At 49.6% G+C, this 17,560-nt stretch carries 15 protein-coding genes; 12 read left to right on the top strand and 3 right to left on the bottom strand.

The window, feature by feature from the left end:
- Window positions 1-230: 230 nt before the first annotated feature.
- Both BZG84_RS08190 and BZG84_RS08185 read right to left on the bottom strand, forming a co-directional pair.
- Complete coding sequence (locus BZG84_RS08190) at window positions 231-1,391, bottom strand: site-specific integrase (RefSeq protein ID WP_131825117.1); 1,161 nt, start codon at window positions 1,389-1,391, stop codon at window positions 231-233.
- A 172-nt stretch (window positions 1,392-1,563) separates the two neighbouring features.
- Window positions 1,564-2,634 (bottom strand): site-specific integrase, encoded by a 1,071-nt coding sequence (locus BZG84_RS08185; RefSeq protein WP_077678131.1) that lies wholly within the window; start codon window positions 2,632-2,634, stop codon window positions 1,564-1,566.
- A gap of 252 nt (window positions 2,635-2,886) precedes the next feature.
- On the opposite strand from BZG84_RS08185, the gene dusA reads away from it, so the two are divergent.
- From dusA to BZG84_RS08135, 10 genes are all read left to right on the top strand, one after another.
- Window positions 2,887-3,870 carry a tRNA dihydrouridine(20/20a) synthase DusA gene (gene dusA, locus BZG84_RS08180; protein WP_077480294.1) on the top strand — a complete coding sequence of 328 codons (984 nt, stop codon included), beginning with the start codon at window positions 2,887-2,889 and terminating at the stop codon, window positions 3,868-3,870.
- 161 nt (window positions 3,871-4,031) lie between these two features.
- Window positions 4,032-4,295 (top strand): envelope stress response protein PspG, encoded by a 264-nt coding sequence (pspG, locus tag BZG84_RS08175; protein WP_069589681.1) that lies wholly within the window; start codon window positions 4,032-4,034, stop codon window positions 4,293-4,295.
- Window positions 4,296-4,464: 169 nt separating this feature from the next.
- Window positions 4,465-5,109, top strand: coding sequence for a TIGR04219 family outer membrane beta-barrel protein (locus tag BZG84_RS08170; protein ID WP_077480295.1), 645 nt, complete (start codon window positions 4,465-4,467; stop codon window positions 5,107-5,109).
- Between the two features lie 212 nt (window positions 5,110-5,321).
- Complete coding sequence (exaC, locus tag BZG84_RS08165; RefSeq protein WP_077480296.1) at window positions 5,322-6,830, top strand: acetaldehyde dehydrogenase ExaC; 1,509 nt, start codon at window positions 5,322-5,324, stop codon at window positions 6,828-6,830.
- 122 nt (window positions 6,831-6,952) lie between these two features.
- A complete protein-coding gene (locus tag BZG84_RS08160; RefSeq protein WP_408642327.1) occupies window positions 6,953-7,183 on the top strand; it encodes a thymidylate kinase in 231 nt (76 codons plus the stop codon).
- 155 nt (window positions 7,184-7,338) lie between these two features.
- Window positions 7,339-9,144, top strand: a complete 1,806-nt coding sequence (locus tag BZG84_RS08155; RefSeq protein WP_077480297.1) for an assimilatory sulfite reductase (NADPH) flavoprotein subunit — start codon at window positions 7,339-7,341, stop codon at window positions 9,142-9,144.
- Window positions 9,144-10,859, top strand: a complete 1,716-nt coding sequence (gene cysI / locus BZG84_RS08150; RefSeq protein WP_077678130.1) for an assimilatory sulfite reductase (NADPH) hemoprotein subunit — start codon at window positions 9,144-9,146, stop codon at window positions 10,857-10,859. Before BZG84_RS08155 ends, cysI begins: the two co-directional genes overlap by 1 nt.
- Entirely contained in the window at window positions 10,852-11,625 is a 774-nt protein-coding gene (locus tag BZG84_RS08145) for a phosphoadenylyl-sulfate reductase (RefSeq protein ID WP_077480299.1), read from the top strand. The genes cysI and BZG84_RS08145 overlap by 8 nt, the downstream gene beginning before the upstream one ends.
- A gap of 241 nt (window positions 11,626-11,866) precedes the next feature.
- A complete protein-coding gene (gene alr / locus BZG84_RS08140; RefSeq protein ID WP_077480300.1) occupies window positions 11,867-13,105 on the top strand; it encodes an alanine racemase in 1,239 nt (412 codons plus the stop codon).
- A 197-nt stretch (window positions 13,106-13,302) separates the two neighbouring features.
- A complete protein-coding gene (locus BZG84_RS08135; protein ID WP_077480301.1) occupies window positions 13,303-14,130 on the top strand; it encodes a transporter substrate-binding domain-containing protein in 828 nt (275 codons plus the stop codon).
- A gap of 47 nt (window positions 14,131-14,177) precedes the next feature.
- Here the strand turns inward: BZG84_RS08135 and BZG84_RS08130 are convergent, their stop codons facing one another.
- Window positions 14,178-14,798, bottom strand: a complete 621-nt coding sequence (locus BZG84_RS08130) for an FKBP-type peptidyl-prolyl cis-trans isomerase (RefSeq protein ID WP_077480302.1) — start codon at window positions 14,796-14,798, stop codon at window positions 14,178-14,180.
- Between the two features lie 125 nt (window positions 14,799-14,923).
- Between BZG84_RS08130 and BZG84_RS08125 the strand changes: the two genes are divergently transcribed.
- A complete protein-coding gene (locus BZG84_RS08125; RefSeq protein WP_158074950.1) occupies window positions 14,924-15,532 on the top strand; it encodes a LysM-like peptidoglycan-binding domain-containing protein in 609 nt (202 codons plus the stop codon).
- 371 nt (window positions 15,533-15,903) lie between these two features.
- The gene (locus tag BZG84_RS08120; protein ID WP_077480304.1) at window positions 15,904-17,535 is read left to right on the top strand and encodes a methyl-accepting chemotaxis protein; all 1,632 of its coding nucleotides are present in this window, start codon (window positions 15,904-15,906) and stop codon (window positions 17,533-17,535) included.
- Window positions 17,536-17,560: the final 25 nt, after the last annotated feature.

Raw genomic sequence — 17,560 nt, 5'->3', positions numbered from 1 at the left:
CCTAAATTACATACCAGCGAAAAGGTACTTTTCTGCTGAGATTTTTAACTATCACCTATTTACTTTAAAACTTATTTCTATGACTAAGTAGTTGTGGAATTTCGGTTACCCATCATCGTTTAGTAATGCTATGTTTTTGAGGGGGAAGTAGGTGTAATGAACACCTATGCTTTTGGTAAGAGTTAGCCCTCATCAACAGTTCTGATTGAAGCTGAGGGCGTATACGAAGGTTAAGCTACCTGCCGACTGGTGTGAGAAGGATAGAAGCGAAGATAGATGTTGTTGAGAATGTTTAGATCTCTGTGTCCCGATACTTTTGATATCGCAGATAGATCCCACCCCTTGTCGTACAGTCGACACAAAGCTTCTGCTCGCAGGTCGCGAAATTCTAGGTTTTCAATTCCAAGCTTTTTCATTGTTCGCCTCCAAGAGGTAGTTACAGATGCAGCGTTATAGGGGAAAATTGGATCACTATCTTTACCTCTGGGCTGTCGCGTAATGATTTCTATAGCTTTAGGTGACAGCTCAAAAGTTGAAGTTATCTTTTGACCCTTGTTTGGTGTTTTTCGATTACGAATAGTGAGGGTGCGATTCTCAGCATTCCAATCCCCCCAACAGATTTTGTTACTACAGATTTCTCCCCGTCTTGCTGCTGTTTCTTGGGCAAATTCAAAAAGATCTAGCATTGGTATTTTTTGGCGATAGTTGAGGCTCTGCTTTTGAAGTTCTTTTGCAATTGCATTTAACTCACCTTCTGTCGGTCGGCGAGTTCGCTCCTCACTGCGACAGATATAGCCTTTACGTCTTGCAGTCGCCATAGCATCGGCATAGCCACCGAGTTCAATTTCTAGTCGCAGCATCGTTTTGCAGTTTTGCAAGATTGAGCGCAGCACTGACAGGTTATGTGCAACGGTTTGAGGTTTGTTTCCCCATGTTACGTGCATATCTTTCGCTAAATTGAACCAGTGATAGGCTTCTAATTGATTTGCAGGTGCAATGCCAATATCAGTAAGGGCAATTCGTTTTAGCAGCGAGGCACTCTCAGCTTTCAAATCAATGAAAAGAGGGCTACTGATGCACGCATTGATAACATCGGACATAGATAGATGCTTTTGCGTTTGGGAGAAGAAACTAAAATCCCCTTTCGCAAATTGATCTGCGAGTTTTTTCTTGAACGCTTTTGCTTTTACTTCGGTCTTGAATGTGCGTGACCTTTGACCTGTTACTGGGTCACCCGCTAAGGCTCTGGCTCGGACTTTGAATTTAGAATTTACTTTTTCGATAAAAACAGAGGTCATATCTTTCTCGTAATAAGGCGTTTTCAAACTACGATCGATGCTAAGGCTCTGATTTTGAAAAGTAAAATAGACTGTTTTTTCAGCGGCATTCAACTAATTCACGCACTTAGGGCGATAGAGAAATGGTGAGAAATACATAGAATTGAAGTGATTCACGTACTTAGCCTCGGAAGCTAATCTTCTGAATATTAATTACTTCTCTTCGTTAATCGTGATCTTGGTCACATTTGACCTGTGTTTACAGGCCAAATTTCGAAGCGGTAACCTAGTTCTTTTTGTGTAGGCTTTCGACACCCACACGCAAATAGATGTTGTTTAAAACGTTTATATCTCGATGTCCTGTGATTTTTGATATTTCGACTATGTTCAATCCCCGCTCAAACAGTTGGCATGCCCCTTCTGCACGGAGGTCGTGATAGTGCAAATCCTTGATGTTTTGCTCTTTACACATGCGTTGCCACGCTGCACCGATGGAGCTGGCTTTGTACGGAAAAATATACTCTCCGGTTTGAGCCTGTCGTTTGATAATCTCGATAGCTTCAGGAAATAGCGGAATCGTGCAGTGATTACCTTTCTTCCTTCTAGGATCTTTGCGGTCCCGAATAATCAGTGTACCGTCTTTAAGATTCAAGTCGTCCCAAGTGGCACGTGTGATCTCTCCAAGCCTCATGCAGGTTAGAATCGAGATGTGGAAGATATCGACTAAAGGTATATGCGAAGCTCGATGGCTTTGCCGAATACGCAGTCCCTCTTCAGCAAGGGCAAGTTCCTCTTTAGTTGGACGACGATTTCTTTGGTTGCTGCGCCCAATTAATCCATACCGCACAAGGGTAGGGATTGCCTCATTATGCGCGTGGATATTGGCCTTGTAGCCAAACATAGGCCCAGCAACGTTGATTACGCTGCGTAGGTAGGTCACATCTTGATAAACCGTTTGTGGCAAAGGGGAACTAGGTTCATTAAGCCTGTCTCGGCAATGTCTGACTAAATGGGTAGCAGTCAATTGATCAGCTTGTACCAAGGCTATGTCATAACTACGCAACCGCCTCAGAACAGCCGCTTTTGAACGGCCTAGGTCTTTTGAAGTTATCTTGTCGTTTAGGTAGAGCGTGATTAGGTCACCGATGAGAATGCTTTGCTGTGGTGCATCAATTGACGGTATACCATTTTCGTTCAGCCCTTTGACTATTTCTTTTGCCCAAGCCGATGCCTGTTTCTCTTCGTCGAAAGTTTTCGACTTTTCAAAGACACGCCTGTTATGACGGGACGCTCTAACTCTTGCCTTGTATTTGATGCCAGTCTTACGCGCTACTTTTTCTATAATAACGGTCGCCATAGTTACCTCTGAGGTTTAGTAATTTGTCGAGAGGTGCTGTGCTGGTGATGTTTTGTAGGGCGCATTGAAGCCATCTCCCTAGATGGCTATAATTCGCCCCCTTTGATGGCATTTTGGGGGACATAGCATGTCCCTCATTCCATCCCCTATCTGTCCCCTGAAGCTAAAATAAGCCAAAAGCGGACAAAATATTTTGCAAAGCCCCTTAGCGGTATTTGCGTTAAATGCTTAATACTAAAGGGTTTTCACATTATGTATCCATCTTCTCGTTTCTCCGTCGCTCCAATGCTAGATTGGACCGATCGTCACTGCCGTTATTTTCATCGCTTACTATCAGAGCACACTTTGTTGTTTACCGAGATGGTGACCACGGGTGCGATCATTCATGGTAAAGCGGACTATCTTGCTTACAACGAGCAGGAGCATCCGGTGGCGTTGCAGCTGGGGGGATCGGATCCGGCGGATCTGGCAACGTGCGCCAAGCTGGCGGCCGAGCGTGGCTATGATGAAATTAACCTCAACGTTGGTTGCCCGTCGGATCGGGTGCAAAACGGGCGGTTTGGGGCATGCTTAATGGCTGAGCCTGAGCTGGTGGCGCAGTGTGTGGCTGCGATGCGTGAAGTGACTGATGTGCCCATCACGGTGAAAACTCGCATTGGTATAGATGAGCAAGATAGCTACGAATTTTTGACCGACTTTGTGGGCATCGTCAGTGAAAAAGGCGGCTGTGATATGTTCACGATTCATGCACGTAAAGCGTGGTTAAAAGGCCTGAGCCCCAAAGAAAATCGTGAAATTCCACCGCTGGATTACCCGCGTGTGTATCAGCTTAAAAAAGACTTTCCACATCTGGTCATGGCTATTAATGGTGGCGTGAAAACCCTTGAAGAAGCCGAGCAGCACCTTGCGCATCTGGACGGAGTGATGGTCGGTCGTGAGGCGTATCAAAATCCTTTCTTATTGGCGGATGTCGATCAGCGTTTGTTTGGCAGCGCGCAGGCACGTGTGAGTCGCCGCCAAGTGGTTGAAGGCATGTTCCCCTATATCGAGCAACAATTACGCCAAGGTGCGCAGCTTAATCACATTAGCCGTCACATGTTAGGGTTATTCCAAAACATGCCGGGCGCGCGCCAGTGGCGCCGTTATATCAGCGAGAATGCGCATAAACCGGGAGCCGGAATTGAGGTGCTGACCACCGCCATGAGTCATATTCCTGACGATTGGTTGGACGCGTAAACGTGGTCAAAATAACTACTTATTAGTGATAAATTTGACGAAATGCGTGGTAAAGCACGGAGCATGCTGAGCAACTCATTGAATAAATGGATAAAAAACCAAGTGACAAACTGGCCTGAAACCTGCAAAGTCTGTCTCGCTATCAAGACAAGGAGATCGTAATGATCGAAATTCTATTCCTCATTGGCTTTGCGGCTGTGTTATTTATGACGGGTGTGAGCATCATGGGAATGGTGCTGGCTATGTTGGCTGGCTTCGCGGTCATGATGGTCGCGGGCATGATTGGCACCTTGCTTAAACTATTGCCTTGGTTGTTGGTGATCGCCGCGATTGTCTGGTTGCTCAAGCGCAACCGTCGCCAACGCAAAGGCGAGCCAGAAGTGATTGTTCGTGAACGTCGTTGGGCGCGTTACCGTCGTCGCTAAGCCTTTTTGGTAAAAAAATGTGGCCTGCTGCACGAGAAACCAGCAGGTAAACATGCGAATAGCGCCATCCGGGCATAAAGCTTGCTATCATTCATATCTACCGGCGACAAGGCATGGCTTTGCCGCCTCCGCGTGACGACACTTTTTTATCGACAATGTGGAGAGTTTCATGAAAACGACTTCAATGACGCTTGCCGCCGCAGCGCTAACCGCGTTGATGGCCATGCCTTCTCAGGCTGCGACCCTTGCGGGCGGTAAAGTAGGGGCGGATGCCTGGTTCATGGATGCGGATGTCAACAATGTTGAAGCCGATGATGCGAGCACCTCAGGATCGTATTACGCCGCGATTGAACATCCTTTACCACTGATCCCCAATGCGAAGATCCGCCAGACCTCAGTTAGCGTGGATAACCCTGACGTCAGTTTTGATCAAATTGACTTTGTGGCGTATTACGAGCTGCTAGACAACGATCTTATCTCGGTTGACGCGGGCATCAATATGCAGCGTTTCCAATCGGGCAAATTTGGTGGCCAAAGCTTTGATGAGTGGCAACCTAATGTGTATGCCGATGCGCGTCTCGGGTTAGTGGGCACACCACTATTCGTATTTGCGACCGTGAGCAAAGGTGAGTTTGATGGCACCAGCACCTTGGATGCCGAAGCCGGTGTTCAGTATCAGTTGGGTTTAGTAGCCGCCGATCTTAACGTACGTGGTGGCTATCGAATGATCGAGCATGACTTTGATTACTTTGATAACAATGACGGCAAACTGGATCTGACGGGCTTCTTTGTCGGTGCAGAACTCGACTTTTAGTCGATGGTTGCGTTACCCCAACATTGAAACCGCGCTTAGGCGCGGTTTTTTTATAGTTAAAATCAGGCTAATAGCGATTGTGGGATGGCTCTCACTTCGACTTTCCGCCAATACCCAGTACTAAAAAACGTTGGCATGCTGCCTCTGTGACACGGCAAGGAGATAGCAGTGATTGCTCCGCCATCCACTCTGACATGGAATAAGGAATCGCTATGATTTACGCAAAGCCCGGCACCGAAGGCGCCATAGTCCAGTTTAAACCGCGTTACGAGAACTATATTGGTGGTGAATGGGTGCCACCCGTGAAGGGGCAGTATTTTGCCAACACATCGCCGTGTACCGGTGAAACCGTGGCTGAAGTGCCGCGTTCAAGCGCAGAAGACATCGACCTTGCGCTGGACGCTGCCCACCAAGCAAAAACAGCGTGGGGGCAAACCTCGGTAACCGATCGCGCCAATATCTTGTTAAAAATTGCTGATCGTATTGAAGCGAATCTGGAAATGCTGGCGGTGGCAGAAACGTGGGAGAACGGCAAAGCCGTGCGCGAAACCTTGGCCGCCGATATTCCCCTTTGCGCCGACCATTTCCGCTACTTTGCCGGTTGTATTCGTGCCCAAGAGGGCACCGCGGCAGAGTTGGATGCAGGCACGGTGGCGTACCACATTTATGAGCCATTAGGCGTGGTAGGACAAATCATACCGTGGAACTTTCCGTTGCTGATGGCATCGTGGAAGCTTGCCCCCGCACTGGCGGCAGGGAACTGCGTGGTGCTAAAACCGGCTGAGCAAACCCCGACCACCATTTTGCTATTGATGGAGTTAATTGGCGATCTTCTGCCTGCGGGTGTGGTGAACGTCGTCAATGGTTATGGCGCCGAAGCTGGACAAGCGCTTGCCACATCGCCACGGATTGCCAAACTGGCATTCACTGGTTCCACCCCTGTGGGGCATCATATTCTGCGCTGCGCAGCAGAAAACCTCATTCCTTCCACCGTAGAGCTGGGGGGCAAATCGCCCAACATTTATTTTGAAGACGTGATGCAGCAAGAGGATGCCTATATCGATAAGGCGGTAGAAGGCTTGCTGCTGGGCTTTTTCAACCAAGGCGAAGTCTGTACCTGTCCGTCACGCGCACTGATCCAAGAAAGTATCTACGACGATTTTATTGCCCGCGTGATTGAGCGTGCAGGCAAGATCAAACAAGGCAACCCGCTCGACACCGAGACCCAAGTGGGGGCGCAAGCGTCTGATGAACAGTTTGATAAGATCATGAGCTACTTGAAAGTGGGTCAAGAAGAGGGTGCGCAGGTATTAATTGGTGGTAGTCATCAAGACTTGGGCGGCGGCTATTACGTGCAGCCGACACTATTAAAAGGGCACAACAATATGCGGGTGTTCCAAGAGGAGATTTTTGGCCCCGTGATTGGGGTGACCACCTTTAAAGATGAGGCGGAAGCTTTAGCGATTGCCAACCACACCGAATACGGGTTGGGCGCAGGGCTGTGGACCCGCGATATGAACCGTGCGTATCGGATGGGGAGAGCGATCCAAGCGGGTCGTGTCTGGACCAATTGCTATCACCTTTATCCGGCGCATGCCGCGTTTGGAGGCTACAAAAAGTCCGGTATCGGACGAGAGACCCATAAAATGATGCTTGGCCACTATCAGCAAACCAAGAACTTGCTGGTCAGTTACGACATCAATCCACTGGGTTTTTTCTGATCGAATCGACCAGTGCGGCATTACGCCGCACTGGTTACACCCCCAAGGTTGTCTGGCCGGATCTGGCGAGCCTGCTTATCTGATACTAAGCTCAGTAAGTGAGCAAGTAGGTAGGCAGAATAATGATGACAGCCGAGCAATTACGTGCCTTATACCACCAAAAGCTGCTGGTTGAGGTGATGGTGGAGCCTTCATTAGACAGTGAAGGATGGGTCGTGGAATGTCGCCACACGGGCGGCGGTATTATGGCGTTGACCGATGCGGAAGGCATTGAGCAGTGCTTCGCCGATATTGACCAAGCCACGCTAAACGCATTACAAATCGGGTTTGACCAAGTTCGCATCGCGGATTGACCCGTCACACCTCGGTGTTGAAGCGCATCAACACCCGCCTTCGCGCGCCCCTCTTCTTACTAAAAGTTATAAAACATTCGTATCTATTCTTTCTTGTTATTAATTGGTGCGGTTACGCTAGCATTCACGCAATGTAAGCAAGGAATGTCGTCACCATGTTACTTAAGGAACTCTCTGGGCTGACTAGCCCGCTGAACGATCAGCAGATCGGCCAGTTGCAGCAAGCGGTGGCTGAATTGTCACCTCAGCAGCTGGCCTGGATCAGTGGCTATTTTTGGGGACTGAGCCAATCACCAACCACCACGGCTGCGTCTCCCAGTGCTGACGCCCAAGCCAGCCCGAATCATACCTTAACCATTATTTACGCCTCGCAAACTGGCAATGCCAAGGGCGTGGCAGAAGCGCTTCATAATGATGCACAAGCGGCAGGGATCCCTGTAAAGCTGGTGGCTGCAGATAACTATAAAGGCAAGCAGCTTAGCAAAGAGAGCCATGTGGTGATCGTGGCATCAACCAATGGCGAGGGCGAGCCGCCTGATAACGCCATTGCCCTGCATGAGTTTTTGCAATCGAAAAAGGCGCCCAAGCTCGACCATCTTCATTATGCCGTGTTGAGTCTGGGCGACTCGAGTTATGAGTACTTCTGCCAAACCGGAAAAGACTTTGACACCTTTTTGCAAAAGCTGGGTGCTAAGCCGATGGTGGCGCGCCTTGATTGTGATGTGGATTATGAAGCCACCGCGAGCGCGTGGCGAGAGCAAACCCTAGCGGAAGTGAAGCAGCACTTTCTGGCAAGTGGCGATGCGCAAGTGGTGCCGATTCGTCAAACAGCAGCGGCAACCAGCGCATATACCAAACAATCGCCATATGAGGCTGAACTACTCACCTGCCAGCGAATTACTGGTCGAGGCTCAGATAAAGCCGTTTATCACCTTGAATTCGATCTAGGGGATTCAGGGATCCAGTATCAGCCCGGCGATGCATTCGGTGTGTGGTATCAAAACGATCCAGAGTTGGCGGATGCGATTTTGGCGCGTGTCGACTTGAACGGTGACGAGACCATTGAGATTGACGGGCGTGCTATCTCAATTCGTGAGGCCTTGATTGAGCACTATGAAATTACCGTCTCGAACCCGCAACAAATCGTAGCGCTCGCGGCGTTGACTGAAAATGAGGCATTGACCGCGCTCACCGAAGACAAAGCGTCGCTGCGTGATTATGCCAATCAAACCCAAGTGATTGATGTACTTAGCCTTGCTGACGTGCAGCTAAATGCCGAGCAACTGCAGTCGGTGTTACGTCGTCTGACGCCACGGATGTATTCCATCGCGTCAAGCCAAGCGGAAGTGGAAGACGAAGTTCACCTGACTGTCGGCTTGGTGGCCTATGAACAGGAGCAAGGTGCGTTGCGTCAAGGTGGTGCCTCGGGCTTTTTAACCCAACGGGCTGAAGCGATTGGCTCAGTCAAAGTGTTTGTTGAGCACAACGATAACTTCAAACTTCCCGACAATGACGATACGCCCATCATCATGATTGGCCCTGGCACGGGCATTGCGCCATTCCGAGCTTTCTTGCAAGAGCGAGAGCAGCGAGAAGCCAGCGGCGATAATTGGCTATTCTTTGGCGATCGCACTTTCACCGATGATTTCCTCTATCAAGTTGAATGGCAGCAGTACCTGAAATCCGGTCTGCTGACTCGCATGGATGTGGCATTTAGCCGTGACCAAGCAGAAAAAGTGTATGTGCAGCACCGATTACTCGAGCGCGCCAGTGAGGTATGGCAGTGGCTGTCAAACGGCGCGTATGTGTATGTCTGTGGGGATGCGAATCGCATGGCAAAAGATGTGCATGATGCCCTGATTCACATTGCCCAGCACCAAGGTCAGTTGAGCCGAGAAGACGCTGAGACCTTTATTAATGAATTGCGCAAAGATAAGCGCTATCAAAGGGATGTGTACTAATGAGTGAGCAAAAATTTGCGGGCGACACACTGGGGCCCCTCTCCGATAACGAGCGTTTAAAAGATGACAGTAACTTTTTACGTGGCACCATCAGTGAGGATCTTACCAACCCGATCACTGGCGGTTTTACGGATGACAACTTTCAGTTGATCCGTTTTCACGGCATGTATCAGCAAGACGATCGTGATATTCGGGCTGAGCGACAAAAACAAAAGCTTGAGCCGTTACACAATGTGATGTTGCGTGCCCGAATGCCGGGCGGGATCATCTCGCCCGAGCAGTGGCTGGCTATCGACCGATTTGCCAAAGAAAATACCCTGTACGGCAGTATCCGTTTGACCACCCGTCAAACGTTCCAGTTTCATGGTGTATTGAAACCCAACATCAAAATGATGCATCAAACCTTGAACAAATATGGGATTGATGCGATTGCCACCGCGGGGGATGTAAACCGTAACGTCCTGTGTACTTCGAACCCTGTTGAGTCTGAACTTCATCAGCAAGCGTACGATTGGGCTAAGCGGATCAGTGAACATTTACTGCCTAAAACACGCGCTTACGCGGAAATTTGGCTGGATGGTGAAAAAGTGGAAGGTAAGCAAGATGATGAGCCGATTTTAGGTAAGCGTTATCTGCCGCGTAAATTTAAGACCACCGTGGTGATCCCCCCGCAAAATGATGTGGATGTGCACGCCAATGACCTGAACTTTGTTGCCATTGCCGAGAAGGGCCAACTGGTTGGATTCAATGTACTCGTCGGCGGCGGGCTTGCCATGACCCATGGTGACACCAGTACCTATCCACGTCGTGCGGATGATTTCGGTTTTATCCCTCTTGAGCATACGCTGAAGATTGCAGAGGCAGTGGTGACGACCCAACGAGACTGGGGGAACCGCTCGAATCGTAAAAATGCCAAAACCAAGTATACCCTTGACCGAGTCGGCGTTGAGACGTTTAAAGCGGAAGTGGAAAAGCGTGCTGGCGTCAGCTTTGCACCCAGCCGGCCTTATACCTTTACTGGGCGTGGCGATCGTCTAGGCTGGACCAAAGGCATTGATGGTAAATACCATTTGGCGCTGTTTATTGAAAATGGCCGTTTACGTGATACGCCAGAAAAGCCGCTGAAAACCGGGATGGCTGAGATTGCTAAGGTGCACCAAGGCGACTTTCGGATGACAGCCAACCAGAATTTGATTATTGCTGGGATCCCTGAAGCGCAAAAAGACCAAATAGAAGCGCTCGCTCGCCGCTACCGTCTGATTGATGATGCGTACAGTGTACAGCGCACCAATTCGATGGCCTGTGTTTCTTTCCCAACCTGTCCGCTGGCGATGGCCGAAGCGGAGCGCTTTTTGCCGGATTTTGTTACGCAAGTAGAGAAAATTCAGCAAAAGCATCAAGTGCAAGATGATCCGATTGTCCTGCGTGTCACCGGTTGCCCGAACGGTTGTGGTCGCGCCATGTTGTCGGAAGTAGGGTTAGTTGGCAAAGCGCCCGGCCGCTATAACCTGCACTTGGGAGGTAACTGGGAAGGCACACGTATTCCCAAAATGTACAAAGAAAATATCACCGACCAAGAAATCTTGGCCGAGTTAGATACCTTGATTGGCCGCTGGGCGCGAGAACGTCAAGAAGGCGAGCATTTTGGTGACTTCTTGATTCGTACCGACGTGATTGCACCTGTGCATGTATCGAAGAGGGACTTTTATGCCTGATACGGCTTATTCTGCACTGAACCGCGCCGATCTGGTGGCGATGAATAAAAGTCAGCAGACGCTTGCGCTGGCTGAAATTAACGCTGAGCTCGAGCAGTACACCGCGCAGCAGCGCATTCGCTGGGCGTTGGAACATCTGGACGGACAGTTTGTGCTGTCCTCCAGCTTCGGGATACAAGCGGCATTGATGCTGCATATGGTCAGTCAGGTGAAGCCGGACATTCCGGTGATCCTGACCGACACCGGCTACTTATTCCAAGAAACCTACCAATTTATTGATCACCTGCAGGCGCGTTTAAAGCTCAATCTCAACGTCTACCGTTCTGAATTGAGCCCAGCATGGCAAGAAGCCCGCTATGGCAAATTGTGGGAGCAGGGGGTTGAGGGGATCACTCGCTATAACCAGATCAATAAAGTGGCGCCGATGAAGCGAGCATTGACCGAGCTTAATGCCGGTACATGGTTCTCAGGGTTGCGTCACGGACAATCGCAATCGCGTGCGCATTTACCCATTTTAAGCGTGCAGCACGGTGTATTTAAGTTTTTGCCCGTGGTGGATTGGAGCAATAAACAGGTACACGCTTATTTGACCGAGCATGACTTGCCTTACCATCCTTTGTGGGAGCAAGGTTATGTCTCCGTGGGTGATGTGCATACCACTCAGCGGTTAGAGCCCGGCATGAGCGAGGAGCAAACCCGCTTTTTCGGTCTGAAACGAGAATGTGGTCTGCACGAAGATGATGTCAACGACGGGGCAGGTATTTAGCCGTATTGCTCTGTGTGACTGACAGGCGTCACTTACAGGCGTCACTTACAGGCGTCACGAATTAAAGTGGCGCTTTTTTTTGTTCAAACGACGGTGTTTGTCTATCTTTTTTATTGAGTTATCCATCAACCGTGATGCTTTCTGTGATATAAATTGCGCGCGCAATCAGGAAGCGAAGGAAGGATTATGTCCCTCCACACACGTCACGGACGCCGAATCCACGTGACAAACAGTGAAGCTTATGAACAAAAAACTCTCTTTAGTCGCCCTTGCCGTAGCGGGTGTCGTTGCGGTTGGCGCACCAGCCTTTCTTGATTATTCCTCGTCAACCACACCGACCACAGACACCAGCAGCTCGCGTTATATGGGCCATGGCAATGGTTGGCTGGAAGTGAACACCGCCACTTTTAATGACAATATTCAACGTGTTCAGCAACAGCTTTCTGATGGCACCAAAATGTGTGTGGTGATGAAGGCAGATGCGTATGGCAATGGAATTGCGGGTCTCCTACCTGTGGTTATCGCTAATGGCATTGATTGCGTGGGTATTGCCAGTAACGAGGAAGCGCGCACGCTACGTGAAGGCGGCTTCACCGGTGAGATCATGCGAGTACGGACTGCCACATTACAAGAAATGGAAAGTGGTTTGGCGTTAAACATGCAGGAGCTTGTAGGCTCGGCCGAGCAAGCAGAACAAATGCGTGAACTTGCCGACAAGCACGACATTGTCATCCCTGTACATATGGCTTTTAACGCCGGAGGCATGGGTCGAAACGGCATCGAGATGGAATCGGAGTATGGCAAGCAACTTGCGATGGAGATTGCGACTGATCCGAGATTCAACGTGGTTGGTATAATGACGCACTTCCCAAATTACAGTGCCAAGTACGTGCGTAGTAAGCTGGGGCAGTTTAAGTCCAACAGCGATTGGTTGATTGAACAGGCCAACTTAAACCGTGAAGACGTGCTGATCCATGCAGCCAACTCTTTCGTGACCTTGAACGTGCCAGAAGGCCATTTCGATATGGTTCGTCCCGGTGGTGTGCTTTACGGCGATCAACCAACCAATCGCGAATTCCCGCCGATCATGAGTTTTAAGACCAAGGTTGCGTCTTTGCATCACTTACCGGCAGGCAGTACCGTGGGGTATGACAGCACTTATACGGTCGAGCGTGATTCTATTCTTGCCAATTTGCCGGTCGGCTACTCAGATGGGTTCCCGCGTAAAATGGGGAACAATGCCGATGTGTTGATCAAAGGCCATCGCGTGCCTGTGGTTGGTGTTTCATCGATGAACACCATTATGGTGGATGTCACTGATATTGCTGATCAAGTGACACCTAATGATGAAGTGGTGCTATTCGGCCAGCAAGGTGATGAAACTATTGGGGCGGTGGAGTACGAAAGCAACGCGGATGTGATCTTCCCAGAAATCTACAGCTGGTGGGGCGCAGTCAACCCACGTGAGTACGTGCAATAATCTTACCCAAGCCCGGCCCGAGTCGGGCTTTTTTATATCCCGAATTCATGTTGTGAGCCTGCGCCGTTTTGTCGCAATCGTGGGACAGGTGGGGTGGCATTTTTAGCTATTGTGTGCTTAGTTTTTAAGGCAGAAAGTAGGTTTTCGCTAACATCAAATCATCACTGATTGACCGTGAAGGGTCTCAAGGACGCACCATGCGCCAAATTGTCATTATCATCGCCAGTCTGCTTTTGATTAGCACTGTGTCGGCAGAGACGTTAAACGCACGTATCGAAGCGGGGAAACCTGTGCGGTTAGGGTTTGCGAATGAGAAACCTTGGGCTTACTTGGACAGTGATGGTAAACCCACTGGGCTGATTAATGACTATACCATCGATATCTTGAAGCGCATGGGGATCAGTCAGATCGAGCCTGTTTTCACTGAATGGGGCGGATTAATTCCCGGTTTGCGCGCGAAGCGATTCGATATCATCACCGGCGGGATGTATATTCTTGGCAGTCGTTGTCAGAAAATTGCATTCTCTGAACCCATTGGGCGCTTTCGCGACGCTTTTATTGTGCCGAAAGGTAACCCCAAAGATATTCATGACTATCCTGACGTTGTGCGTGAAAGCGCGCGTTTGGTGACAGGAGTGGGATACAACATGGTCACTTCGGCGCGTGATGCAGGACTCAGTGAGTCTTTGATTATTCAAGTCCCCGGACCGACTGAAATTCTTTCCGCCGTGAAAGAGGGGCGTGCTGAGGTAGGGGCGGTACCGTATTTCACGGCGTTATACCTGGCTAAACAGGCGCCCGATAGTATCTCTGTGAGTGATCCGGCGAGAGCGACGAGCCAAACAGGGCACTATATCGGTATTGGTTTTCGTAAAGAAGATAATGCGTTTGTGGAGAGATTTGATGAGGTGCAAGCCAAGTATATGGGGAGCCCGCAGATGTTAGAGCAGGTAAAAAAATATGGTTACCGTGAAGCGCAATATCCAGATGGGATCGCTACATCGCGACTTTGCCAACGCCAATAAAAAAGCGATGCCAGAGGCATCGCTTTGCAATAGAAACCGCCTTATCCTTACAGGATATCTAGCAGCTCGACTTCAAATACCAGTGCCGCAAATGGTGGGATAGCGGCGCCAGCACCACGCTCACCGTAGGCAAGGTCTTGTGGGATGTAGAGTTTCCACTTTGAGCCTACAGGCATCATTTGTAGAGCTTCAACCCAGCCTTTGATCACGCCAGTCACAGGGAACTCAACAGGTTCGCCACGCGTTACTGAGCTATCAAACACAGTGCCATCGATCAATTGACCGTGATAGTGAACACGTACTTGTTTATCGCTGGTTGGGATATCACCGTCGCCTTTTACTAGTACTTCGTACTGGAGGCCAGATTCGGTCACGGTCACTTCATCACGCTTTGCGTTATCCGCTAAGAAGGCATCGCCTTCAGCCGCTTGTGCTTTTGCAGCTTCTTGACGAACTTCTTCTGCTTTTGTGTGAAGCTCGCGCAGGGCGTTATTGATGTCGTCAATTTCGATTTCTGGCATTTCGCCAGCCAGTGCCGTGCTGATGCCTTTAGCAATCGCATCGACTTGTAGGCCTTCAAGGCCACTGCCTGCCAGTTGTTGACCCATTTGTAGGCCGATGCCATAGCTTGCTTTTTGCTCGACGGTTTCTAGTTGTACGTCAGACATAACGTCTCTCTTTTTTGCGTGAATAAAGTGTGAAAGGATAACAGGTGATGGTTTCGTGGGTAAACTTTTGTACGCAAAAGGCGTCCAATATGAGGGTAAAACATCAAAATATGCGCGGAGTGGCAATGAAGTTAACAGCAATGCGTACACAATTTAAAGATTGGTGCGTGAGATGGGGACGAATGCTCGCTTCTTCATCCGATAGGAAAGGGCAGTGGCAAGACATGGCATGGATACGCACAATACGCCACGCTTGGCTGCGTCTACCTCGCTTGCACCAACGATTATTAATGGTGTTGGTCCCTTTGGTGTTGGTACTAAGTCTATTGCCCGCACCGTCCTCGACTGAAACGACTGCGCAGCCTCAGGAGCGGCGCTCTGTGGCGATTGATACTCAAGCACAACCCAAACGCAGTGCTACGTCAACAGACAGCCCACAGCCGGAGGCATCACAACCTTCCACGCCGGAAAGTGACTGGGTCAGTCACCAAATTGAGCAAGGAGATACGCTTGCTAAGGTGTTTCGCGATAATGACTTGGCGCTGACCGATCTTTACGCGATTGCTAATATCGAAGGGGAAGGAAAACCCATTAGCCGTATCCAGCCGGGTCAATGGATTCGGTTTAAGCGCACCGACAGTGGCGCGCTCGACATTCTTCAAGTGGAAACGCAGGCAGGTCAGTCCGTATTATATTTCCGTTTATCGGATGGAGGCTTTGCGCGCCAACGCTAGTCTTTCTTTTCAGGCACGGAGTCACCGTGCCTACGCTTTCCTTCTTGTTTGTTTTTTAAACTCCCGTGCCGATAAATTCGCCGTTGGTGTTTTTTTCATCTACTTTTTAATAAATCAGTCAATATGGCTGGGTTTATGCTGTGATTTGGAGGTTTTTAGCGATTATTCGCTAAATTACGCGACCGTGCCTGCGAATTTGACCAGCGTGCATGACATACTTTTTCAGAAAATAATGAGTTTTATGTCACACTTTGGTGAATTTTTGTGCTAGTATTCGCGCCGGCTGTGTAGGGGATACACGCAAGCCGCCTCAACATGGATGTCCAGGCATTGACACGCTAACCATAAATCTGTTGAGGACTCGCTTTTCCATGTTGAAGAATTTATCTATTGGTAAAAAGTTTACTGCGGCTTTTTCCCTGATTGGTATCGCCGTCGCGATCTTTGGGTTTTACATTTTTACCCAAGTGAGCGGCATGCGCGATAATATGCTGAACTTTACTGACGATACCCTACCTGCGGTATTAGAGCTTGAGCGTTTAAGTGAAGAAATTGTTCGTATTCGTCAAGACCAGTACGCCGTTCTAACTTTCGATGATATGACTCGACGTCGCGAGATTGCCAATGACTTGCAAGCGATGAAACGTCAATACAGTCAAGATCTTGATGCCTACGAACAGACGCTTTGGTACGACAATGAAAGAGCCATCTTTACTCGAATTCAAAATAACTGGGCTAAATACAACGAAGAGCTGAAAAACTTCCCGTCTCTCGTTGAAAATGGTCAGTTGTCAGAGGCACAAAGCATTCTATCAAACTCATTTAACACCTTCTTAAAGCTAGATGCTGCGCTGAAAGAGATGTCAAAGTTAACGCAAGGCTTTATCACCTCAAACCGCACTTCTATGCTTAATCAAGTGTCGACAGTGAGTATGACCATTATCGGCGTACTGTTCGCAGTAATCGCCTTTATGATTGTGGTTGCGGTGGTGTTCACCCGCGCGATTATTAATCCACTCCGTTTGGTGATGGAACAATCCTCTGCGATTGCCAAGGGCGACCTGACTTACCAGTTAGATCGTAGCCAAATCGGTAACGATGAAATGGGGCAGTTGGCAGATTCGAGCATCGCCATGCAAGATAGCTTGCGTAGCTTGATTGAAGAAGTGATTGCCGCGGTGACCCAGCTAAGCAGTGCGGTCGAAGAAGTCAGCGCGGTGTCTAGCCAAACTTCAAGCGGCATGCAAAGTCAGCAACATGAGATTTCGCAAGTTGCCACTGCGATGGCGCAAATGAAAGCCACTGTCGCGGATGTTGCGCAGAATACCGAAAGCTCGTCGACCGCGGCTAACGAAGCCAGTGAGCAGGCACGCCTCGGTGGGCGTGATGTCGATAGCATGGTGGGAGCTATCACCAAAGTGGCAGAAGACATGCGTAAAACGGGTGACACAGTCAACGAGCTGGACCAGCAGTCGAAGCAAATCAACGTTGTGGTGGATGTTATTCGTGATATCGCCGAGCAAACTAACCTGTTGGCACTGAATGCGGCGATCGAAGCGGCGCGTGCCGGTGAGTCTGGCCGCGGCTTTGCGGTGGTAGCCGATGAAGTCCGCACACTGGCCGGCCGTACCCAAGACTCGACGGGTGAAATTACTGAAATTATCGAGAAGCTCCAGCAATTCGCGACCCAAGCGCGCGATGCCACCACTCAAAGCCGTGAGAGTATCGAGCAGTGTGTGGAGCAAGGTAGCCAAGCGCAGCAATTGATCCGTGGCATCGAAACATCGGTTGAGAACATTGCCGATATGGGCATGCAGATTGCGAGTGCTTGTGGTGAGCAAGACTCGGTTGCCGATGAGCTAAGCCGCAACATTGAGCGCATCAACGATTCGTCACAAGAAGTGGCGGGCGGTGCGGATCAAACCGCGCAAGCGTGTAGCGAGCTCAGCCAGTTGGCGCACTCACTGCAAAGCACCATGCAGCGTTTCCGTTTGACCAAGTAACGCCACGGACGCTCGCAAAGAAACA

This window comes from Salinivibrio sp. PR932 (assembly GCF_001996125.1).
Lineage (GTDB): Bacteria > Pseudomonadota > Gammaproteobacteria > Enterobacterales > Vibrionaceae > Salinivibrio > Salinivibrio proteolyticus.
This window is presented reverse-complemented; position numbering and strand designations above follow the sequence as displayed.